Annotated in this window: 17 protein-coding genes and 1 pseudogene; 8 read left to right on the top strand and 10 right to left on the bottom strand. The window is 72.0% G+C overall.

The window, feature by feature from the left end:
• Positions 1–4 precede the first annotated feature (4 nt).
• From ABH941_RS12990 to ABH941_RS12980, 3 genes are all read left to right on the top strand, one after another.
• On the top strand, positions 5–3,970 hold the full coding sequence (locus tag ABH941_RS12990; RefSeq protein WP_370129113.1) for an ABC transporter ATP-binding protein: 3,966 nt from the start codon (positions 5–7) through the stop codon (positions 3,968–3,970).
• A gap of 180 nt (positions 3,971–4,150) precedes the next feature.
• Complete coding sequence (locus ABH941_RS12985) at positions 4,151–5,728, top strand: restriction endonuclease (RefSeq protein WP_370129110.1); 1,578 nt, start codon at positions 4,151–4,153, stop codon at positions 5,726–5,728.
• A gap of 25 nt (positions 5,729–5,753) precedes the next feature.
• Complete coding sequence (locus ABH941_RS12980; RefSeq protein WP_370129108.1) at positions 5,754–6,212, top strand: DUF6278 family protein; 459 nt, start codon at positions 5,754–5,756, stop codon at positions 6,210–6,212.
• 6 nt (positions 6,213–6,218) lie between these two features.
• Here the strand turns inward: ABH941_RS12980 and ABH941_RS12975 are convergent, their stop codons facing one another.
• On the bottom strand, positions 6,219–7,151 hold the full coding sequence (locus ABH941_RS12975; RefSeq protein ID WP_370129106.1) for a hypothetical protein: 933 nt from the start codon (positions 7,149–7,151) through the stop codon (positions 6,219–6,221).
• Positions 7,152–7,480: 329 nt separating this feature from the next.
• Here ABH941_RS12975 and ABH941_RS12970 point away from each other — a divergent pair, with 329 nt between their 5' ends.
• Positions 7,481–8,269 carry a ZIP family metal transporter gene (locus ABH941_RS12970; protein ID WP_370129104.1) on the top strand — a complete coding sequence of 263 codons (789 nt, stop codon included), beginning with the start codon at positions 7,481–7,483 and terminating at the stop codon, positions 8,267–8,269.
• On the opposite strand, the gene ABH941_RS12965 is transcribed toward ABH941_RS12970, so the two are convergent.
• The gene (locus tag ABH941_RS12965) at positions 8,266–9,219 is read right to left on the bottom strand and encodes a LysR substrate-binding domain-containing protein (RefSeq protein ID WP_370129102.1); all 954 of its coding nucleotides are present in this window, start codon (positions 9,217–9,219) and stop codon (positions 8,266–8,268) included. The two genes, ABH941_RS12970 and ABH941_RS12965, sit on opposite strands and share 4 nt — an antisense overlap.
• Before the next feature lie 68 nt (positions 9,220–9,287).
• Entirely contained in the window at positions 9,288–10,076 is a 789-nt protein-coding gene (locus ABH941_RS12960; RefSeq protein ID WP_370129100.1) for a serine protease, read from the bottom strand.
• A 150-nt stretch (positions 10,077–10,226) separates the two neighbouring features.
• Between ABH941_RS12960 and ABH941_RS12955 the strand changes: the two genes are divergently transcribed.
• The gene (locus tag ABH941_RS12955; RefSeq protein WP_370129098.1) at positions 10,227–11,201 is read left to right on the top strand and encodes an EamA family transporter; all 975 of its coding nucleotides are present in this window, start codon (positions 10,227–10,229) and stop codon (positions 11,199–11,201) included.
• Between the two features lie 76 nt (positions 11,202–11,277).
• On the opposite strand, the pseudogene ABH941_RS12950 reads toward ABH941_RS12955, so the two are convergent.
• From ABH941_RS12950 to ABH941_RS12935, 4 genes and pseudogenes are all read right to left on the bottom strand, one after another.
• Positions 11,278–11,538, bottom strand: a pseudogene (locus ABH941_RS12950) (MarR family winged helix-turn-helix transcriptional regulator); the annotation flags it as partial.
• A 119-nt stretch (positions 11,539–11,657) separates the two neighbouring features.
• On the bottom strand, positions 11,658–12,113 hold the full coding sequence (locus tag ABH941_RS12945) for an N-acetyltransferase family protein (protein ID WP_370129096.1): 456 nt from the start codon (positions 12,111–12,113) through the stop codon (positions 11,658–11,660).
• 56 nt (positions 12,114–12,169) lie between these two features.
• The gene (locus ABH941_RS12940; protein WP_134004817.1) at positions 12,170–12,658 is read right to left on the bottom strand and encodes a glutathione peroxidase; all 489 of its coding nucleotides are present in this window, start codon (positions 12,656–12,658) and stop codon (positions 12,170–12,172) included.
• 99 nt (positions 12,659–12,757) lie between these two features.
• Positions 12,758–13,540: a VOC family protein gene (locus ABH941_RS12935; RefSeq protein ID WP_370129093.1), complete on the bottom strand. Its 783-nt coding sequence runs from the start codon at positions 13,538–13,540 to the stop codon at positions 12,758–12,760.
• 185 nt (positions 13,541–13,725) lie between these two features.
• Between ABH941_RS12935 and ABH941_RS12930 the strand changes: the two genes are divergently transcribed.
• Entirely contained in the window at positions 13,726–15,957 is a 2,232-nt protein-coding gene (locus tag ABH941_RS12930) for an ATP-dependent RecD-like DNA helicase (RefSeq protein WP_370129092.1), read from the top strand.
• A gap of 165 nt (positions 15,958–16,122) precedes the next feature.
• Positions 16,123–17,412, top strand: coding sequence for a citrate synthase (locus ABH941_RS12925; protein WP_370129090.1), 1,290 nt, complete (start codon positions 16,123–16,125; stop codon positions 17,410–17,412).
• Positions 17,413–17,662: 250 nt separating this feature from the next.
• On the opposite strand, the gene ABH941_RS12920 is transcribed toward ABH941_RS12925, so the two are convergent.
• The 3 genes from ABH941_RS12920 to ABH941_RS12910 form a co-directional block, all read right to left on the bottom strand.
• Positions 17,663–19,969 (bottom strand): heavy metal translocating P-type ATPase, encoded by a 2,307-nt coding sequence (locus tag ABH941_RS12920; RefSeq protein WP_370129088.1) that lies wholly within the window; start codon positions 19,967–19,969, stop codon positions 17,663–17,665.
• 24 nt (positions 19,970–19,993) lie between these two features.
• A complete protein-coding gene (locus ABH941_RS12915; protein WP_370129087.1) occupies positions 19,994–20,206 on the bottom strand; it encodes a heavy-metal-associated domain-containing protein in 213 nt (70 codons plus the stop codon).
• Between the two features lie 187 nt (positions 20,207–20,393).
• Entirely contained in the window at positions 20,394–21,194 is an 801-nt protein-coding gene (locus ABH941_RS12910) for an SGNH/GDSL hydrolase family protein (protein WP_370129086.1), read from the bottom strand.
• A 149-nt stretch (positions 21,195–21,343) separates the two neighbouring features.
• On the opposite strand from ABH941_RS12910, the gene ABH941_RS12905 reads away from it, so the two are divergent.
• On the top strand, positions 21,344–22,531 hold the full coding sequence (locus ABH941_RS12905; RefSeq protein ID WP_370129085.1) for a PP2C family protein-serine/threonine phosphatase: 1,188 nt from the start codon (positions 21,344–21,346) through the stop codon (positions 22,529–22,531).
• Positions 22,532–22,560 lie beyond the last annotated feature (29 nt).

Here is a 22,560-nt window from a genome sequence, read left to right as displayed (position 1 = left end):
AAATATGCCCAAGGCTCAAAAGTCTCCTGCCGTTGAAGCGGCTGCCCCGGCCGAACCGATAGCCACCGGCTGGCTGCGGCGGCTCAGCTCGTACTGCTGGCGCTACCGGCGCAATGTGCTGCTCTCCTTCGGCGCCTCGCTGCTGGGGATGGGCGTCAGCGCGCTGGTCCCGCTGATCCCCCGTCTGATCATCGACGACGTGATCACCACCCACACCAAGCCGCTGACCCCCTGGGCGTTCGCCCTGGTCGGCGCGGCCGTGCTGGTCTTCCTGCTGACCCTGGTGCGCCGCTACTGGGGCGGCCAGCTGGCGCTGGACGTGCAGCACGACCTGCGCCAGGACCTGTTCGACTCGCTCTCGCGGCTGGACGGCACCCGGCAGGACAGCCTGAACACCGGGCAGGTGGTCGGACGGGCCACCTCCGACCTGCAGATGATCCAGGGCCTGCTGTCGATGCTGCCGATGATGACCGGCAACCTCCTGCTCTTCATCCTGTCGATCGTGGTGATGCTGTTCCTGTCGCCGCTGCTCACCCTGATCGCCCTGGCCATGGCCCCGGCCCTGTGGTGGTTCGCCACCCTCAGCCGGAAGAAGCTCTTCCCCGCGACCTGGACCGCGCAGCAGGAGGCGGGCGCGGTCGCCGGAGCCGTCGACGGCGCGGTCTCGGGAGTGCGGGTGGTCAAGGGCTTCGGTCAGGAGGAACAGGAGCTGAACCGGCTGGAGCGGGCCAGCCGCCGGCTGTTCGCGATGCGGCTGCGCAGCATCAGGCTCAGCGCCCGCTACAGCCCGGCCATGCAGGCCATCCCCGCGCTCGGGCAGGTCGGGGTGCTCGCGCTCGGCGGCTGGCTGGCGGTGCGCGGCGAGGTCACGCTGGGAACCTTCGTCGCCTTCTCCACCTATGTCGCACAGATGACCGCCCCGGTACGGACGCTGACCATGCTGCTCACCGTGGGCCAGCAGGCCCGCGCCAGCGTGGAGCGGGTGTTCCAGCTCATCGACGAACGCCCGGTGGTCACCGAGCGCCCGGACGCCGTCGAGCTGGACCCCACCGAGATCGAGGCTGCCGCGATCGGGGCAGCGGTCGGCGGCGGAGCCGCCGACACCACCCCCGCGCTCGCCTTCGAGCACGTCGACTTCGGCTACGACGACTCCGCCGAGCCCGTCCTGCAGGACCTCAGTCTCGCCCTCGCCCCCGGCGAGACGGTGGCCCTGGTCGGGGCCTCCGGCTCGGGCAAGTCCACGGTCGGCATGCTGGTCCCGCGTTTCTACGACGCCACCGCCGGCCGGGTCCTGGTGCACGGCCACGACGTACGCGACCTGACGCTGCGTTCCCTGCGCTCCGCCATCGGCATTGTGCCCGAGGACAGTTTCCTGTTCTCCGAGTCGGTGCACACCAACATCGCCTACGGGCGCCCCGACGCGACCCGCGACGAGGTCGAGTCCGCCGCCCGCGCCGCCCAGGCGGACGGCTTCATCGGCGAGCTGCCCGACGGCTATGACACCGTCGTCGGCGAGCAGGGCCTCACCCTCTCCGGCGGCCAGCGCCAGCGGGTCGCCCTGGCCCGGGCGATCCTCGCCGACCCCCGCATCCTGTTGCTGGACGACGCCACCTCGGCCGTCGACGCCCAGGTGGAAGCCGAGATCCACGAAGCCCTGCGGACCGTGATGAACGGCCGCACCACTCTGCTCATCGCACACCGCCGATCCACGCTGCAACTGGCCGACCGCATCGCGGTGCTGGACCACGGACGCCTGGTCGACATCGGCACCCATGAGGAGCTGGACACCCGCTGTCCGCTCTACCGCTCGCTGCTCACCGACCCCGACGCGCTGGCCGGCGACATTCGCTCGGCCGATCCGGTCGCGAGCCTGCTCGCCGACGCGGCTGGTGCCGACGGCGCCGGAGCCGCCGGGGCCACTCCTGAGCTGTGGGACCGCGAGCGCTTCCCCGAGCCCGACGCCGACGCACTCGGCCGCGGTGACACGGGGCAGGCCGGCACCGGTCACGGCGGCGGCCCGGCCGGGATGCACGGGGCCATGGGCGGCATGCCCGCCACCCCCGAACTGCTCGCCAGGGTGGCCGCGCTGCCCCCGGCCGACGGCCTCCCGGACATCGACCTCGACGAGGCCCGGCGTCCCGACCCGCAGTTCAACCTCCGCCGGATGCTCGCCCCCTTCCGCAGGCCGCTGCTGCTCGCCCTGCTGCTGGTCGCCCTGGACGCAGTGGCCTCCCTCTCGCTGCCGATCCTGATCCGCCACGGCATCGACGCGGGCGTCACCAAGGCGGCCTGGGGAGCGGTCGCCGCCGCCTCGCTGACCGCCCTCGCCATCGTCCTGCTGGACTGGGTGGTGCAGGCCACCGAGACGCAGGTCAGCGGACGCACCGGTGAGCGCGTCCTGTACTCGCTGCGGATCAGGATCTTCGCCCATCTGCAGCGCCTCGGCCTGGACTACTACGAGCGCGAGCTCGGCGGCCGGATCATGACCCGGATGACCACCGACGTGGACGCCCTCAGCTCCTTCCTGCAGACCGGCGTGGTCACCGCCGTAGTCAGCCTGCTGACCTTCTTCGGGATCTTCGTCGTGCTGCTGGTCCTGGACGTGCAGCTGGCGCTGTACGTCTTCGCCGTCCTGCCGATCCTGGTCGTCGCCACCCTGGTGTTCCGCAGGAAGTCCTCGGCCACCTACAAGCTGGCCCGGGAGAAGGTCAGCACGGTCAACGCCGACCTCCAGGAGAACGTCGCCGGTATGCGCATCGTGCAGGCTTTCCTGCGCGAGGACCGCAACCGGGCCCGCTTCGCCGAGCGCAGCAGCGACTACCGCACCACCAGGATCAGGGCGCAGCTCTACATCTCGCTCTACTTCCCCTTCGTCCAGTTCCTGTCCAGCGTCGCCGCCGCGCTGGTCCTGATCGCCGGGGCGCACCGGGTGAGCGCCGGGACGCTCACCACCGGGGCGCTGGTCGCCTACCTGCTCTACATCGACCTGTTCTTCTCGCCGGTGCAGCAGCTCTCGCAGGTGTTCGACGGCTACCAGCAGGCAGCGGTCGGGCTCAGCCGGATCCGCGAGCTGTTGCGCACGCCGACCTCGACCCCGCAGGCAGCGGACCCGAGGCCGGTCGGGCGACTGCGCGGGGACATCCACTTCGACGACGTCCACTTCAGCTACACCAGTCTGGACGCCGGCACCGACAATGCCGCGAAAGGTGCCGCGAACGATGCCGCCGAGCCGAGTGGCAGGCGCCGCAAGCCCGAGGTCATCGCCGGCCTCAATCTGCACATCCCCGCAGGCCAGAACGTCGCCCTCGTCGGTGAGACCGGTGCGGGCAAGTCCACGGTGGTCAAACTGCTGGCCCGGTTCTACGACGTCACCGGCGGCGCGGTTCGGGTGGACGGGACCGATCTGCGCACGCTCGACCTGGCCGGCTACCGGCACCGGCTCGGCGTGGTCCCGCAGGAGGCGTATCTCTTCGCCGGGACGGTCCGCGACGCCATCGCCTACGGCCGTCCCGAGGCCGGCGACGCCGAGGTGGAGGCCGCGGCGCGCGCGGTCGGCGCGCACCAGATGATCGCCGGACTCTCCGGCGGCTATCTGCACCGGGTCAGCGAGCGGGGCCGCAACCTCTCCGCCGGGCAGCGCCAACTCATCGCCCTGGCCCGGGCGGAGCTGGTCGACCCCGACCTGCTGCTGCTCGACGAGGCGACCGCGGCGCTCGACCTGGCCACCGAGGCGACCGTCAACCGGGCCGCCGACCGGCTGGCCCAGCGCGAGAACGGCCACGGCCGCAGAACCACGATCGTCATCGCGCACCGGCTGAGCACCGCGGCCCGGGCCGACCGGGTGGTGGTGCTGGACCACGGCAAGGTGGTGGAGGACGGGCCGCACGACGAACTGCTCGCGCTGGACGGGGCGTACGCCCGGCTGTGGCGCGCATTCGCGGGCGAGGAGGAGCCCGCGCCGGCGCACTGACGGCTGCTGGTCCCACCCCGGTGGGGGCCATCGGCAGCGCCCTGCTGCTGGCCTCGGCCGCCGCCGACCTGACGCCCGACCGACTCTCCGCGCTGATCGCCGAGTACCTGGACGAGGAGGACACTGTGGACGGCGCTGCGGACCCGGCTTCGACGGTGTTCCCCCGGGGAGGAGAGGTGGATGGACGAGGACGACGAGGGGCCGCTCACGCCCTTGGACCAGTTGCTGCGACCGGCCGAGGTGGCGATTGACTCGATGAACAGCCTGGCCGATGAGATGCTAGGCCCCTTGCGTGAACGGGGATCGGGGCACGGGGGAGCGGCGATGGCGTCGAGCGGTCAGGGCGGACAGGGCGGTCAGGGGGCGAACGGATTGCCGGGCCGTCCCGGCGGCGGGGTGGCAGGCGGCGGGCGGGCGTATCTGGCCCAGCAGTACACCGAGGTCGCCGAGGACGCCGAGCAGCGCCTGGAGGAACTGCTCGCGCTGGCGGCCGAGCCGTCCCCGGCCGTCGACTTCGACGCGCTGCGCCGCAGTTACGAGCCGCGCCCGCTGCCCGCGGAAGCCCTGGTCGAGCCCCCGCGCTGGGCCGACTACGCCCCGGACCCGGGTCAGGTCAGCTCCGCGGCGCCCGGACGGCCCCTGCTCAGCGGCCCGTACCAGCAGCGCCTCGCCGACGCCAGGCTGAAGCACCAGCGCGCCCTGCGCGAGTACCGGCACCAGGAACGGGACCTGCGTGCGCAGGCCGAGCAGGCCCGGCTCGCCCATGAGCAGGAGGAGCAGCAGCGCGCCCGTAGCGTGCGCGAGTACAACGAGCGCCTGGAGGGCTACCGCAAGTCCTACCAGGAGGGCCACCCCGCCGCCGTCGAGTCGGTGCTGGAGCGGGCGCTCGCAGCGGCCGGGCGGCTGCCCGGCCTGGAGGTCCCGGCCCGGGTCAGTTACCGCGAGCTGACCCGGACCGCCGTGGTCGACCTGGTGCTGCCCGGGCCCGCCGTGGTGCCGGCGGCGCTCCGGTTCCAGGTGGCGCCGGACGGCGGCGTGGAGGCCGTGCCCCGGCCCCGGCGGGAGTGCCTGGCCCGCTACCGGCAGTTGACGGCCCGTCTGGTGCTGCGTGCGCTGGACGCGCTGCTGGCCGCCGACACCGAGTCCCGGCTGGACGGAATCGTCGTCAACGGTCGCGCGGTGACGGCGGAGGCGGGGGAGTCCTGCCTGGTCACCGTGGACGCCCGGCGCGAGGACCTGTTCGCGGGATCACTGCTGCCCGACACCGACGCCGAGGCCGTCGACCGGCTGAAGGCGCTGACCTGTGTGCTCTCCGCGGACCCGTTCGCCCCGGTACCGGTGCCGCCGTTCGCCATCGGCCGCTCCGGCCCGCCGGCTCCGGAGGAGCTATCGCCGGGGGAGTTCGCCGCGCTGATCGCCGAGCTGTTCGAGCAGATGGGGCTGGAGGAGTGGGAGCCGAAGCTGCGCGGGAAGGACGGACTGCTGGCCTTCGCCCAGGGTGACGGCCGCGGGTTCAGCGCGGACACCCATGTGGTGTTCGCGGCGCGCCGGCCGATGACGGTGGGGGCCGACGCGGTGCGGGACGTGGCCGAGGTGATCGCGGACGAGGGGGCCGGCGGCGGGGTCTGGGCCACCACCGGGAGCTTCGAGGCGGACGCCGTGCTCGCGGCCGCGGCCTGCCCCGAGCTCCGGCTGATCGACGGCGGCGAGCTCCGCGCCCTGGTCCGCGCGCATCTCGGCGCGGAGCTGGGCGGCTGAACCGCCTTACTGTCACTCTGTAGCCATGGGTTTCGCTTTTCTGGACCGCTGGCGCACGCGGCACCACCCTGATGCGGGAACCGCCGGTCCGTCCGGCGTGCCCAACCCCTCCACCCCTAATCCCGGCACGCTGGACGAGATGCTGTCCGAGTGCGTGATGCTGCGTGAGCAGGCCTTCGACGCCGGACTGGTGCTGGACGACTCGGCTGCCTCGCTCCAGGCGCTGGACCAGCTGATGCCCGGATGGCGGGACGACCCGGACCCGGAGACCGCCGAGGGGCTGGGCCATGACGCCGGTCTGTACCTCGGCACCGTGATCGTCCGCAGCATCGCCGGCGCCCGCTGGCAGCAGCTGCCCGACGGCCGACCCGTGGTGGTGCTGAACAGCGGACGCGAGCTGGACGTGGTGGCGATGGGACAGGGCTGGGCCACCGAGGGTTCGCCCGAGCTCTCCGCCGTCTACACGGAGCTCGACAGCGGCTGACTCCTGCTACCCGCCGTTGCGCAGCGATGTCGCGCAGGCGACCTGGACCGGGGAGTTCGGGTTGTGGACGGTGATGAACGCCGTCGTCGCGGCCGGGCACTGGTTGTCGCGGGAGACCAGGCCGATGATCCGGTAGTCGGGCCGGTCGGTTCCGGTGGCGTCGCATGCGGTCTCCTGCTGGGAGCCGCCGCCGGTGTCCTTCATGCAGTCGCCGACGACGATCCCGAAGCCGCCCCCGCCGCCCGGGTCCCCGGGATGCGGCGGGTGCAGGTTCCGCAGGCAGGCGATGCCGGTGACCTGGGCCTTCGGCTTGCGCGCGGCGGATCCGGCACCGGCACCGCCCGTCGCGATGCTGGTGATCTGCAGGGCGAAGTCGGTTCCGCTCGGGCAGGAGGTGGCGGGGGTTCCCGGTGTCAGCCGCTGGATCACCACGGCGGAGGCGTTCCCGGCGCCGCAGTCGGCCGCGCTGTAGGAGGCGCCTGCGGACCCGGTGACGGCCGCGACGCAGGCGCCGACCGGGAGGAAGACCGCGGGGGCGGAGGAGGCCGAGGCGGACGGGATGGCGGCGGCCGCGCCCGTGAGCCGGGCGCCGTGTGAGCCGACGCCCGTGGGCCTGTACACCGAGGAGGCGCTCGGTGACGGATGCGCGCCGGGCGTGTGCTGTCCGGAGGCCGCGCCTGAGGCCGACGCGCGCCCGCTCGCGCTGCCGTGCGCCGGGGTGGTCCGGCCGGGCCAGGTCGACGGCCCCTGCGGCACCAGTCTCACCTCGACCGGGGACGAACGCGCTCGGGCGCCGTCGACGTGGCCGACCGCGCAACCGGCGCCGACCGCCAGCAGCGCCGTGGCCAGGGCCAGGAGCAGACCCGGCGTCAGGAACGGCCTGCCCGGGCGCGTTCGCCGTCGTTCCCGCCGCGCTTCCCCTCGCGCACGTATGACCACGGCCCCGCCCCCCTGCGGCTGATGCCCACGGACAGAGTACGCAGCGCCGTACGGTCCGGTAAGTGCGTCGGCGGTGACCCGTCCGGCGCAGTTCGGGGCGCGTGGAGGTACGGGGTCGCGCACGATTGCGGTGAGGGCGCGGGTTGGGCCTCTCCTGAGGGCGGCGGCGACTGGGCAGGGCGCCGCCGCCCTTACCCCTGCGCGGACGCAGTTCCCGGTCCAGGTACGATCCTACTAACGATAAGCATTATCATTACCGCTAGCTGGGAACGACGCACGGGACCGCCCGCTTGCGCGCAGCGGGACGCGATGAGAGCGAGCGTGCGGGAATGCCGGTTCTGGTGGCCGCTGGGGCCTTCCTGATGACGTTGCTGGGCGGCCTGGTCGCCGGGAAGGTCGGCGACAAACGCCACCTGGTGCTGGGCCTCGCCGCCGGACTGATGCTCGGCGTCGTCGGCTTCGACCTGCTGCCCGAGGCGCTGGACGCGGCCTCGAGTCGCCTCTGGGGCGTCCCGCAGGGCCTGCTGATGTTCGTCCTGGGCTTCCTGGTGCTGCATGTCGTGGAGCGCTCGGTGGCGATCCACCGGGCCCACGAGGCCGAGTACGCGGAGCACCGCCACGGGCACCAGCAGGGAGCCGTGCCGGCGCCGTCCGACTTCTCCGGACACAGCCACGGCCGGAGCGAGAAGCTGGGTCTCGCCGCCGCCTCCGCGCTCTGCCTGCACAGTGTCATGGACGGCTTCGCCATCGGCGCGGCCTTCCAGGTCGACGGCTCCTTCGGGACGGTGGTCGCCATCGCGGTGATCGCCCACGACTTCGCGGACGGCTTCAACACCTACACCATCACCCGGCTCTACGGGAACGACCGGCGACGGGCGCTGATCCTGCTGGGCTGCGACGCGCTGGCCCCGGTGCTCGGCGCGGGGATCACCCTGCTGTTCACCATCCCCGAGCATGTCGTCGGCCTCTACCTGGGCTTCTTCTCGGGCTTCCTGATGTACCTGGCGACCTCGGACATCCTTCCCGAGGCGCACAGCCCGCACCCCTCGCGCTCCACGCTGCTCTGCACCATCGCCGGCGTCGCCTTCATGTGGCTGGTCATCGGCATGGCCAGCTAGGCGGGCGCCGAACCGGTCCGGGACCGCGGCGGCCTCGGGTCCGGGGCCGAGTCCCGCTGCGGCCAGTGCTCCTTGAGGGCGTCCAGCGCGGCGGCGATAGCGGGACGGCGGGAGGCGTGCTCCCGCCAGAGTGCGAACACCCGCCGGCTGGGCGCGGGGTGCACCGGACGCGCCACCACTGTGCGCGGCAGCGCCCCGCGGCCGAGGCGGGGGACCAGGCCCAGGCCGAGCCCCGCCGCGATGAGCGCGATCTGGGTCTCGAACTCGGCGACGTGGTACCGGATGTCCGGCTCCTGGCCGGCCTCGCGCATGGTCCGCACCAGCCAGTCGTGGCAGATGTTGCCGGCCGGGACGCTCACCCAGGGGCGCCCCGCCATGTCCTCCACCGTCAGCAGCGGCAGCGCGGCCAGCGGATCGTCGGCCGGGAGCAGCACATCCACCGGATCATCGCCCAGCGTCATCCTGGCGACCCCTTCCGGCACCGCGAGCGGTGTGTTGGGCCAGTCCTGCACCACGGCCAGGTCGACCTCGCCGCGGGCGACCAGGTCGGCCATCAGATAGGGGTCGCTCTCCAGCAGGCTGAGTGACAGGTCCGGGTGCCGGGCCGAGAGTTCGGCGAGCACACCGGGGAGCAGGCCGCGGGCCGCGGTGGCGAAGGCCGCCATCGACAGCCGACCGGAGACCTGGCCCCGGCGCTGCTCCAGGCTGACCTCGGCCTGCTCCACCAGGGCCAGGACCTGGCGGGCGGCGCCCACCAGCTCCTGGGCGGCGTCGGTGAGCACCACGCCCCGGCCGCGCTTCTCCAGCAGTTCGGTCCTGGTCTCCCGCTCCAGCTTGGTGATCTGCTGGGACACCGCGGAGGGGGTGTAGCCGAGGGCGGCCGCCGCCGCGCCGACCGAGCCGTGCACCGCGACCGCGTGCAGCGCCCGCAGGCGCCCGAGATCCATCATGCGGACGAGCCTATGCGCATCCGCTGCGCGCCGGTCAGCCCCGACTCCCGGATCAGCCCTCTCCCGGATCAGCCCTGGATCACCGCGGCCCGGTAGACGGCGGCGATGGCGGCGCCGAAGTACGGCGAGTAGGAGATGTCGTCGGTCAGCCCGCCCTCCTGGTAACCGCCGATGACGCCGACCACGGTGCCGCGCCCCGCCCCGCTCGGACCGACCCTGGTCAGCAGCGGGCCCCCGCTGGTACCCCCGGGCAGGCCGGGGCAGTCGAACTCCTGCTGGCCGGCGCCGCGGGCCCGTAGCCTGCTCCCGCAGTGGACCGGACGCTCCGTTCGGCGCGGATAGCCCACCGCGACGGCGGACGCGTTGCGCGGGGTGCCGAAGCCGATGGCCTCCGCGCCGACCGCGTCCTGGATCCGCCTGCCGCCGGCCCCGGCGCCCGGACGGGTCGTCAGGAAGGCCACGTCGTAGTCCGGGTCGCCGTGCCTGGACCACCGGACGTCCGCGGTCACCCGGCTCACCGACCACTGCCCGTAGGGGTGGATCCCGTCGTGGTAGCCGGGGACGAAGACCATGCCGTTCCTGACTCTGCCGCTGCCGGCGGACACCGCGCAGTGGGCCGCCGTGACCAGCAGGTCGTGCCCGGGGCTGTCGACGACCGAGGCCGTGCAGTAGTGCCCGCGGAGGGCGCCGCCTGCCGAATTGAACAGGGCGCCCACCCGGGGCACGCCCCCGAAGGCGACGGAGGCGGGCAGGGCGACGGCCGCGGCCGTGGCCGGGGCGGCGAGGGCTGCGGCCGCTATGGCGGTGGCGAGCACGCCCACGAGCGGTGCGAGCAGCACAGGGAAACGATGCGTCATATGACCGTATTGTTCTGATGCGTTCGGCAGGCCGCCACCGTCCGAGTGCAGTCGGGTGACGCGTCATCAGCTGACTCTTCAGCATTGCTAAGGGGAACGCTGAAGAACTATTTGCTGGTGCTCAACGATTACCGGGGCCAGGATCACGTCATGCCACTCCGTCATCTCGCCCTGGCCGTCGCCGTCGCCGCCGTGTGGGGCGTCAACTTCGTCGTCATCGACGTGGGCCTGGCCCACTTCCCCCCGCTGCTGTTCTCGGCGCTGCGGTTCACCGTGGCGGCGGTGCCCGCGGTCTTCTTCGTCGGCCGGCCCCGGGTGCCGTGGCGCTGGGTGCTGGCGGTCGGGGTGGTGCTCGGGGTGGTGAAGTTCGGGCTGCTGTTCATCGGGATGCACGCCGGGATGCCCGCCGGGCTCAGCTCGCTGGTGCTGCAGAGCCAGGCGGTGTTCACCGCCGCCTTCGCCGCGCTGCTGCTGGGGGAGCGGCCGGGACGACGGCGGCTGATCGGTCTCGGCGTCGGGGTGGCGGGCATCGTCCTGGCCGCCGTCGACCAGGGCTCCGCCGGCGGGGGCTCCGGGTCGATGCGGGCCTTCGTCCTGGTGCTGGCCGCCGCTGTGGCCTGGGGGCTGTCCAATGTGCTCACCCGTAAGGCGGCGCCGCCGGACCTGTTCCGCTGGATGGTCTGGGTCAGCGTGGTGCCCCCGCTCCCGCTGCTGGGCCTGTCACTGCTGTTCGAGGGTCGCGCGGCCGACCTCGCCGCACTGCGGTCGCTGAGCCCGGGTGGTGTCGGCGCGCTGCTCTACGTGGCCTGGGGCGCCACCCTGTTCGGCTTCGGCGCCTGGGGCTATCTGATCCGGCATCACGAGCTGACGGTGGTGGCCCCGTTCTCGCTGCTGGTGCCGGTCTTCGGGATGTCCTCGTCCTGGCTGCTGCTCGGTGAGCCGATCACACCGGCGGCGGGCGCGGCGGCGCTGCTGGTGATCGTCGGCATCGGGCTGGCCTCGTTCACTCCGGGCCGGGCTGCCCGTGCCCGTGCCCGTGATGGTGCGAACGCGGGTGCGCCAGCTCGTACGCCTCGTCCGTCGCCTGGAGCAGTCGCAGCAGCGCGGTCCGGTCGTCCGGACTGATCGGTGCGAAGTACTCCCGGGCGACCTCCCGGCGGACCTCGCCGATCCGGGCGACCATCCGCTCGCCCTCCTCGGTGAGCCGCAGCAGGATCGCTCGCCGGTCGTCGGGATCCTGCACCCGTCCGACCAGGCCCGCCGTCTCCAGCGCGTCCACGACGGTGGTGACCGAACGGGGGGCGATGTGCAGCCGCTCGGCGAGCTGGTTCAGCCGGATCATCTGCCCGCCGTGCTGGGCGCCCCGGGCCAGTACGTCCAGCGCGCGCCCCTGCGAGGGGGTGATACCGAAGGGCGCCAGCCGGTTGAAGGTGCCCCGCCTGATCCGCTTGGCCGCGCGCATGACGGCGTCCGCGAGGTCGACCTCGGCAGATACGTGGTTCGGGGCGGCCACGGGGTCTCCTGCGGGTCCGGAGGACATATAGAGAGTCAGGCTCATATTTTCCGCAAGGACTGCCTGAGTCAACTCAGCGCCAGCTTGAAGCCCACGTGCGAACCGGTGAAGCCCAGCCGCTCGTAGAAGCGGTGGGCGTCCACCCGGCTCGCGTCGGAGGTCAGCTGGACCAGGCTCGCGCCCAGCCGGCGGGACTCCTCGACGGCGTGCTCCATCAGCAGGGTGCCGAGCCCCCGCCCCCGTTCGGTGGAACGGACCCGCACCGCCTCGACGACGGTACGGGTCGCCCCCGCGCGGGAGAGCCCGGGGATCACCGTCAGCTGCAGCGTCCCGACCACCTCGCCCTTGCGCTCGGCGACCAGCAGGTGCTGGTTGGGATCGGCCGCGAGCCGGTCGAAGGCGGCCAGATACGGCTCCAGGTCGTCGGGCGTCTCCCGGCCCGTGCCCAGCGAGTCGGCGGCGAGCAGCGCCACGATCGCCGGAATGTCCTCGACCACGGCTGCCCTGAAGAGATGGTCTGTCATGATCAGCAGCTTAGGCCCGCTCCCGGACCCGGTCGGGAGCGGGTCGGGCCGACAGGTCAGGCCGACAGCTGCGCCTCGATCGCGGCGACCACCTCGGGGGCCTCGGGCTCGGTGCGCGGGCGGAACCGGCCGACGACCTCGCCCTGCGGGGAGAGCAGGAACTTCTCGAAGTTCCACTGCACGTCCCCGGCCTCGCCGTCGGCGTCGGGCGTCTGCGTCAGCTCGGTGTAGAGCGGGTGCCGCGCCTCGCCGTTGACGTCGATCTTCTCCAGCAGCGGGAAGGAGACCCCGTAGGTGGTGGAGCAGAAGGTCTGGATCTCCTCGGCGCTGCCCGGCTCCTGTCCGGCGAACTGGTTGCAGGGCACCCCGAGCACGGTGAAGTCCCGCTCGCCGTACTGCTGCTGGAGCCGCTCCAGACCCGAGTACTGCGGCGTCAGGCCGCACTTGGAGGCGACGTTCACCAGCAGGACGGCCTTGCCCTTGTAGGCGTCGAGGGTGGTCGCCTCGCCGGACAGGGTGTGCAGCGGGATGTCGTACAGGCTCATGCGGGACCTCCGTGATGGGGCGGCACTGTCGTGTCTCGGTGACAACACTGCCCCATCACGCCGTCTTCCCGTCCGCCCGGGGTCCCTTCCCCGTGCGGCTCAGCCCTGCTGGGCCGGCGCCTCGGTGGCGATCACCGAGAAGCGGGCGCCGAGCGGGTCGGTCAGCTGGGCCATCCGGCCGATGCCGGGCATGGTCTGCGGGCCCATCAGCGCGCTCGCACCCAGGGCGGTCGCCTTGGCGAAGGTGGCGTCGCAGTCCGCCACCTCGAAGTAGGGGTTCCACAGCACGGCCGGGAACTGGGCGTCCGCCATGATGCCGGCGAAGCCGGTGGGCGCGCTGCCGGGCAGCGAGACGACGTTGTAGACCATGTCCGGGCCGATCGGGTTGGGCGTGACGGTCCACCCCAGGACGGATTCGTAGAAGGCGATCGCGACCGGGCCGTCGTGGGTCTGCAGCTCGACCCAGGACACGCTGCCCGGGACGTCGACGACCTGGAAGCCGGAGTGCTCCAACGGCTGCCAGACGGCGAACTTGGCTCCGGTGGGGTCGGTGTACTGGGCCATCCGGCCGAAGGTCATGACGTCCATCACCGGCATCCGGACCGTCCCGCCGGCCATCTCGACGGACTTGCTGGTGGTCTCGACGTCGGCGGTGCCGAAGTAGGGGGTCCAGGCGCCTTCGGAGCCGGGCTCCATGTTCGGACCGAGGCCGCCGATCATCCGTCCGTCGAGCTCGAAGAAGATGTAGCCGCCGCTGTCCGGGCCCGCCGAACGCGCGGTCCAGCCGAACAGGTCGGTGTAGAAGGCGCTGCTCGCGTCGGTGTCGTTGCTGCCGAGGTCGAGCCAGGTGGGCGCGCCGGGGGCGTTCGAGGTGCTGAGCATGGTGTGCTCCTGCGGGGTTGAGTCGGGGGGTGTCGCGTGCTCACAGTCTTGCGCGCGGCACTGACAATGCGGGCCTTCAGGGCGGCAGGATCGAAAAGAAATTATTTCGGTCATTTTCGATCACGTTCGATAATCGCAAAGACCGCACTCCGGCGCCTGTCGGACCCCGGCTGTACGGTTCCCCCATGCCCGACCGGAACCCCGCTCCGCCGATCCAACTCGCCGAGGTCACCGGTGTGCTGGAGCGGATCACCTATGCCAACGAGGAGACCGGCTACACCGTGGCCCGGGTCGACACCGGCCGCGGCGCCGGGGACCTGCTCACCGTCGTCGGCGCGCTGCTCGGCGCCCAGCCCGGGGAGAGCCTGCGGCTGCACGGCCGCTGGGGCAGCCACCCCCAGTACGGCAAGCAGTTCACCGTCGAGAACTACACCACCGTGCTCCCGGCCACGGTCCAGGGCATTCGCCGCTACCTGGGCTCCGGGCTGATCAAGGGCATCGGTCCACGGCTGGCCGACCGGATCGTGGAGCACTTCGGCACCGAGACCCTGGAGATCATCGAGCAGAGCCCGGCCCGGCTGGTCGAGGTCCCCAAGCTCGGCCCCAAGCGGACCAAACTGATCGCCGCCGCCTGGGAGGAGCAGAAGGCGATCAAGGAGGTCATGATCTTCCTGCAGGGCGTCGGCGTCTCCACCTCCCTCGCCGTCCGCATCTACAAGAACTACGGTGACGACTCGATCCGGGTGGTCCGGGAGGAGCCCTACAAGCTGGCCGCCGACGTCTGGGGCATCGGCTTCCTCACCGCCGACCGGATCGCCCAGGCCGTCGGCATCCCGCACGACAGCCCGCAGCGGGTCAAGGCGGGGCTGCAGCACGCGCTGTCGCAGAGCGCCGACCAGGGCAACTGCTTCCTCCCGGAGGAGCGGCTGATCTCGGACGCGGTGAAGCTGCTGGCGGTGGAGGTCGGCCTGGTCATCGAGTGCCTGGCCGGCCTGGTCGCGGAGGAGGGCGTGGTCCGCGAGCAGGTGCCGTCGGACGAGGGCGTCGGCGAGAGCCTGACCGCGGTCTACCTGGTGCCCTTCCACCGCGCCGAGATCTCGCTGGCCAACCAGCTGCTGCGGCTGCTCAAGGGCCCGGAGGACCGGCTCTCCTCCTTCGCCGACGTGGACTGGGGCAGGGCCCTGGCCTGGCTGCGGACGCAGACCGGCGCCGACCTCGCCCCCGAGCAGGAGCAGTCGGTCAGGCTGGCCCTCACCGAGAAGGTCGCGGTGCTCACCGGGGGCCCCGGCTGCGGCAAGTCCTTCACCGTCCGCTCCATCGTGACCCTCGCGCTGGCGCGCAAGGCCAAGGTGGTGCTGGCGGCCCCCACCGGGCGGGCCGCCAAGCGGCTGGCCGAGCTGACCGGCTGCGAGGCGTCCACCGTGCACCGGCTGCTGGAGCTGAGGCCGGGCGGGGACGCCGCCTACGACCGGGACCGGCCGCTCGACGCCGACCTGGTGGTCGTGGACGAGGCCTCGATGCTGGACCTGCTGCTGGCCAACAAGCTGGCCAAGGCCGTCGCCCCTGGCGCGCACCTGCTGCTGGTCGGCGACGTCGACCAGCTGCCCTCGGTCGGCGCCGGGGAGGTGCTGCGGGACCTGCTGGCCCCCGGCAGCCCGGTCCCCGCGGTCCGGCTGACCCGGATCTTCCGCCAGGCGCAGCAGTCCGGCGTGGTCACCAACGCCCACCGGATCAACGAGGGCGTCCCGCCGATCACCGAGGGCATGGCCGACTTCTTCCTCTTCGCCGAGGAGGACACCGAGCTCGCCGCCGGGCTCACCGTCGACGTGGTCGCCCGCCGGATCCCGGCCCGTTTCGGCCTGGACCCGCGCCGCGACGTCCAGGTCCTCGCCCCGATGCACCGCGGCCCGGCCGGCGCGGGCAATCTCAACACCCTGCTGCAGGCCGCGGTCACCCCCTCCCGTCCGGACCTGCCCGAGCGCCGCTTCGGCGGCCGGACCTTCCGGGTCGGCGACAAGGTCACCCAGATCCGCAACAACTACGAGAAGGGCGCCAACGGGGTCTTCAACGGCACGGTCGGGGTGGTCACCGCGCTCAACCTGGAGGAGCAGCGGCTCACCGTGGTCACCGACGAGGACGAGGAGGTGCCCTACGACTTCGACGAGCTGGACGAGCTGGCGCACGCCTACGCGGTGACGATCCACCGTTCGCAGGGCAGTGAATATCCCTGCGTGGTGATCCCGGTCACCACCAGCGCCTGGATGATGCTGCAGCGGAACCTGCTCTACACCGCCGTCACCCGGGCGAAGCAACTGGTGGTGCTGGTGGGATCGCGCCGGGCCCTGGCCCAGGCGGTGCGGGCCGTTTCCGCTGGTCGCAGGCATACCGCGCTGGATCACCGGCTCCGCACAGGCTGATCCGACGGTCGTCCTGCTGTCGAGTATTGAACGCACAGCGGCCTGATCTTTGTGGTGTTCAGCTCTTTTTGGGCACCCTGGCTGCACGTTTGTCAGGCAAATGGTGGACAGTGTTATGAGTCAGGGCACCCCTTGAAGAGGTTCATTTCGCTGGTGAGGGAAGACGTGAGCGACAACTCTGTAGTACTCAGCTACCACGGCGACGAGTACGAGTACCCGGTGGTGGACGCCACCGTCGGCAACGCAGGCTTCGACATCTCGAAGCTGCTCAGCCAGACCGGCCTGACCACGCTGGACAACGGCTTCGGCAACACCGCGGCCTGTAAGTCGGCGATCACGTACATCGACGGCGACAAGGGGATCCTGCGCTACCGCGGGTACCCCATCGAGCAGCTCGCCGAGCAGGGCACCTTCCTGGAGACGGCGCACCTGCTGATCAAGGGCGAGCTCCCGACCGCCGACGAGCTGTCCACGTTCCAGCGGGAGGTGTCCCAGCACACTCTGCTGCACGAGGACGTCAAACGGTTCTACCAGGGCTTCCCGCGCGACGCGCACCCGATGGCGATGCTGTCGTCGGTGGTCAGCGCGCTGTCCACGTTCTACCAGGACAGCCACAACCCGTTCGACGCCGAACAGCGCGAGCTGTCGGCCATAAGGCTGATCGCCAAGCTCCCCACCATCGCGGCCTACGCCTTCAAGAAGGCCCAGGGCCACCCCTTCGTCTATCCGCGCAACGACCTCGGCTACGTCGAGAACTTCCTGCGGATGACCTTCGCGGTGCCGGCCGAGGACTACGAGCTGAACCCGGTCGTCGTCAGCGCCCTGGAGAAGCTGCTGATCCTGCACGCGGACCACGAGCAGAACTGCTCCACCTCCACCGTCCGCCTGGTCGGCTCCTCGCAGGCCAACCTGTTCGCCTCCATCTCGGCCGGCATCAACGCGCTCTGGGGGCCGCTGCACGGCGGCGCCAACCAGGCCGTGCTGGAGATGCTCACCGCGATCAAGAACGACGGCGGCGACGTCGACGCCTTCATCCGCAAGGTGAAGAACAAGGAAGACGGCGTGAAGCTGATGGGCTTCGGGCACCGCGTCTACAAGAGCTTCGACCCGCGCGCCCAGATCATCAAGAGCGCCGCCCACGACGTCCTGGCCCAGCTGGGCAAGGCCGACGAGCTGCTGGACATCGCGCTGAAGCTGGAGGAGCACGCGCTCACCGACGACTACTTCGTCTCGCGCAAGCTCTACCCCAACGTGGACTTCTACACCGGCCTGATCTACCGCGCGATGGGCTTCCCGACCAGCATGTTCACCGTGCTGTTCGCCATGGGCCGGCTGCCCGGCTGGATCGCCCACTGGCAGGAGATGATCACGGACCCGACCAGCAAGATCGGCCGTCCGCGCCAGATCTACACCGGCATCGAGACCCGCGACTACATCCCCGTCCTGGAGCGCTGACCGCCCACCGCGGGCGTCGGCTCCGGAGGCCGGAGACGCGCACGGCGCGGACCGTAGGGGGAGGCCGCTCAACCACCCCCCGGCCGCGCCGTGCGCCTGTCGGCCACCCAGCGACGGAGGCCGACGTACGGGGTCCGCCGGAACCCCGATTCACGTGTTGTAACACACAACAGGGGGCCTGAAGTTACGCCGGTCCCCTGTGACTCCGCTCTCATGGCGCAGAGTAGTGGTGACGTGACGTCAAACCTGGTCAGTCGCGCTGCCCCTGGAAGCTTCGCAGCCGCAGGCTGTTGCTCACCACGAAAACCGAGGAGAAGGCCATGGCCGCTCCGGCGATCATGGGGTTGAGCAGCCCGAACGCCGCCAACGGCAGTGCGGCCACGTTGTAGCCGAAAGCCCAGAACAGGTTCCCCCTGATGGTGCCGAGGGTCCGCCGGGACAGCCGGATCGCGTCTGCGGCCGCCCGCAGGTCGCCGCGGACCAGAGTGAGATCGGCCGCCTCGATCGCCGCGTCGGTGCCGGTGCCCATCGCCAGCCCGAGGTCCGCCCGGGCGAGTGCGGCCGCGTCGTTCACCCCGTCGCCGACCATGGCGACGGTGCGGCCCTCGGCCTGGAGCCGGGCCACCACCGCGGCCTTGTCCTCCGGCAGTACCTCGGCGATCACCCGGTCCTGGTCGATGCCGACCTCCCGGGCCACGCTCGCCGCCACGGCCCGGTTGTCACCGGTCAGCAGCACCGGCGTCAGGCCCAGGGCCCGGAGCCGGCGCACCGCCTCGGCGCTGGTCGGCCTGACCGCGTCGGCGACCACCAGGACGGCCCGTACGGCCCCGTCCCAGCCCACGGTGACGGCGGTGAGGCCGGACTCCTCGGCGGCGTCCCTGGCGGCCCGCAGCGGCTCGGAAAGCGACTCTCCAGGACTGTGCTCCTGGACGAAGCCCTCCCGGCCGGCCACCACCCGGTATCCCTCCACCAGGCCCTGGACGCCCAGCCCGGCGGTGTTCCGGAAGTCCTCGACCGGCGGCAGCACACCGCTCGGCTCGGCGGCGGCCGCGGCCTCCGCGACGGCCCGGGCGATCGGGTGCTCGGAGGCGTGCTCCAGCGCCCCGGCCAGCCGCAGCGCCTGGGTCCGGCCGACGCCCTCGGCGGTGTGCACCGAGCGCAGCGCCATCTGACCGGTCGTCACCGTGCCGGTCTTGTCCAGGACCACGGTGTCCACCGCCCGGGTGGACTCCAGTACCTCGGGACCCCTGATCAGGATGCCCAGCTGGGCGCCTCGCCCGGTCCCCACCATCAGCGCGGTGGGGGTGGCCAGGCCCAGCGCGCAGGGGCAGGCGATGATCAGCACCGCCACCGCGGCGGTGAACGCCTCAGCGGCATTGCCGCTGACGGCCAGCCAGCCGAGCAGCGTGGCAACGGAGATGACCAGCACCACCGGGACGAACACGGCGGAGATCCGGTCGGCCAGCCGCTGGGCCGCGGCCTTGCCGTTCTGCGCCTCCTCGACCAGCCGGGCCATCCGGGCCAGCCGGGTGTCGGCCCCCACGCCGGTGGCCCGGACCACCAGCCGCCCACCGCAGTTGACGGTGGCTCCGGTGACCGGGTCGCCGGGGGAGACCTCGGTGGGGACCGACTCGCCGGTCAGCAGCGAGGTGTCCACGGCGGAGCTGCCCTCGGCCACCACGCCGTCGGTGGCGATCTTCTCCCCGGGACGGACCACGACGAGGTCGCCGACGGCGAGCGCGGAGACCGGAACCCGTACCTCGCGGCCGTCGCGCAGCACCGCGGCGTCCTTGGCGCCCAGCGACAGCAGTGCCTGCAGCGCGGCCCCGGCCCGGCGCTTCGCCCTGGCCTCCAGGTAGCGGCCGAGCAGGATGAAGGCGGTCACCCCGGCCGCGGTCTCCAGGTACAGCGTCGAGGAGGCGTCCCCCGCGCCGACCTCCAGGCTGAAGCCGTGGGTCATCCCCGGCATCCCGGCGGTGCCGAGGAACAGCGCCCAGGTGGACCAGCCGAAGGCGGCCAGGGTGCCGAGCGAGACCAGGGTGTCCATGGTCGCGGCGCCGTGGCGCAGATTGGTCCAGGCGGCGCGGTGGAACGGCCACCCCCCGTACGCCGCCACGGGTCCGGTGAGCGCGAAGGAGAGCCACTGCCAGTAGCGGAACTGCAGCGCGGGGACCATGGCCAGCAGCACCACCGGCACGCTGAGGACGACGGTGACCAGCAGCCGCTGCCGCAGCGCGGCGAGCCCGTCGGGGACGACGGCGTCGGCCGAGTCGGGCTCGGGTTCGGGCTGCGGGGCCTCGGCGGTGTAGCCGGTGCGCTCGACGGTGGCGATCAGGTCGTCGATGCCCAGCCCGGGGGCATAGCTGACGCTCGCCCTCTCGGTGGCGTAGTTGACGGTGGCCTCCACGCCGTCCATGCGGTTGAGCTTCTTCTCGATCCGTGCGGCGCAGGAGGCACAGGTCATCCCGCCGATGGACAGCTCGATCCGGGAACGGGGAGCGTCGTCGGCGACGGTGCGGGCGTCCGGCACGCCGGTGCCGGGAGTCGCGGTGCTCACGGTGCGTCAGTCCCTGACCGGCACTCAGGCCCGGCCGACCAGCTGGTAGCCCGCCTCGTCGACGGCGCTGCGCACGTCCTCGTCGGCGAGGGGCTGCTCGGAGGCGACGGTGACGGTCCCGGCCTTGGCGTCCGCGCTGACCTCGATGACCCCGGGCAGGGCGCTGAGCTCCTCGCTCACCGACTTCTCGCAGTGGCCGCAGCTCATGCCCGAGACGGTGAAGACGGCAGTGGACATGTGTTCCTCCATGAGTCGGTGCGTTGCTCTCCGGCGTATTCAACACCATACCCCTAGGGGGTATTTCAGCGCAGGGCCGGAAGATTCGAAGATCCGGGAAATCGCGGCCTTCCGGTACAGAGGGTAACCAGAGGGGCGCGATGCGTTCGCTTCTCCCCCGGGAAACGCCGCCGCGCGGGCCTGCGGATCAGCCGAGCGGCAGCAGGTCGGGGCGCTTGGCCGAGACGGCGTCCCCCGAGGACTCCCCGCGCAGCCGGCGGCCGACCCAGGGGAGCAGGTGCTCGCGGGCCCAGTGCAGGTTCTCCCGGCGCAGTTCGGCCGGGGTGTGCGGCGGCGTCGCCGGCCAGGGGGCGTCCGGGGCCTCGATCGTGTCCAGGCCGAGGGCGCGGGCGGCCAGCAGGGCGACCCGCTGGTGGCCCTCGGGCGAGAGGTGCAGTCGGTCCTCGCTCCAGGCCGGCCGGTCCCGCAGTGCCCGCAGCGCCCAGATGTCGGTGACGGCGAGGTCGTTGCGGTCGGCGATGGCGCGCAGATGGGCGTTGTAGGTGGCGATCTTGCCGCGCAGGTGCTTGAGCACGGGTGTGTCGCGGGTGTCGAAGCCGGTGCAGATGAGCACGGTGCCGGCGGACTCGCGCAGCCGCACGGCCGCCGCCTCGAAGCGTTCGGCGACCTCGTCCGGGTCGCTGCCGGGCCGCAGGATGTCATTGCCGCCCGCCGTGAAACTGACCAGGTCCGGGTGCAGCTGCTCGATCCGGGGCACCTGCTCGTCGACGATCTGGTCCAGCAGCCGGCCGCGCACCGCGAGGTTGGCGTAGCGGAAGTCGTACGGACCCTCGGCGGTCCGCGGACGGCGCTCGGCGAGCAGACGGGCCAGCCGGTCGGCCCAGCCGGCGAATCCGCCGTCCGGATCGGGGTCGTTGAGGCCTTCGGTGAAGCTGTCCCCGAGGGCGACGTAGGAGGTGAACGCGGGAGTATCGGTCTGCGCAGCCATGGCGAAAATACTTCACCAGCTGAAGTGAGCTACGCCACCGTAGGTGTGCCTTGACGGTGGTGATTAGGGCCACGCAAGGGGCGGGAATATGCCGATCGACGCGTGAGAGCTTTGTCATTGTTTATCCGATATTCAGGTAGATTCGCAGTGTGACAGGGGATCAGGCGGACCGGACCGAGCTGCGCGGCGACGTGGGGACCTATGCGCTCGGCTACGACGCGGCGGCGCTGCTGAAGGCCAGCCTGTGGGTGCGGCTGCTGGCTCCCTGTCTGGTGATGACGCTGGTCTCGGTGCTGGACGTGCTGGCCGGCAAGAACACCTACCTCGCCTCGCTGCTGTCCGTGGTCCCCCCGCTGTCCGCGCTCACCCTGTACCCCCTGGAGCTGGTGCTGACCAGCGGTCTCGGCATGGTGCTGCTGGTGGCCCTGAGCCGCTACGACGGACTCGACCAGCCGTACGATCGGCGGCTCTTCTACGGCACCCTGGTCTCGTACGTCGCCCTGTCCGCCGCCAGCGTCTTCATCTCGCACTTCCGCATCGTCCGGACCCGGCACCTGGTCGCCATGAGCACCGTGGCCGAGGCCGCCCAGCTCGCACTGTTGCGCCCGCCGGGACCGACCGTCGGCGACATCCGTCTGGCCGCGCGCTATGTCTCGGCCGCCGACTCGGCGAAGATCGGCGGAGACCTCTACGGGGTGCTGGAGACCCCGTACGGAGTACGCGCCATCATCGGCGACGTGCGCGGCAAGGGGCTCGCCGCGGTGCAGTCGGCCGCCGTGGTGCTGGGCGCCTTCCGCGAGGCCGCGTACGACGAGGCGGAGCTGACCGGGGTCGCCCGGCGGCTGGAGGCCAGCGTGATGCGGCATGTGCCCCCCGGGGAGTTCATCACCGCGATGCTGGTCGGCTTCGGCGAACGCGACGCCGTCGAGCTGCTGCACTGCGGACACGTTCCGCCGCTGCTGGTCTCCCGGGACGGCATCGCGCGACTGCTGAACCCCCCGGACCCCTGGGTGCCGCTGGGGCTCGCCCACCTCGCCTCCGGCGGCCCGCAGCCCTGGTCCGTCCCCTTCGTCGGGGGCGATGTGCTGGTGCTCTGCACGGACGGGGTGGTGGAGGCCCGACACAAGGGCGCCGGGATGTTCTACCCGCTCGCTGACCGCGCCCCCGCGCTGGTGTCCGACAGCGGCGCCGACGTGGAGGCGGCCGTCGCCCGGATCTACGCCGACCTGCTCCGGCACGCCGGCGGATCACTGCGGGACGACGCCGCGCTGCTGCTGCTGGCCAGGGACGCGTTGCCGCTCCCGCCGGTCCTGTCACCCGGACGGTCCGCGCCGTAGTGCGAGGTCAACCCCCGGGTCCGACACTT

Source organism: Streptacidiphilus sp. EB103A, assembly GCF_041261405.1.
Taxonomy (GTDB): Bacteria; Actinomycetota; Actinomycetes; order Streptomycetales; family Streptomycetaceae; genus Streptacidiphilus.
This window is presented reverse-complemented; position numbering and strand designations above follow the sequence as displayed.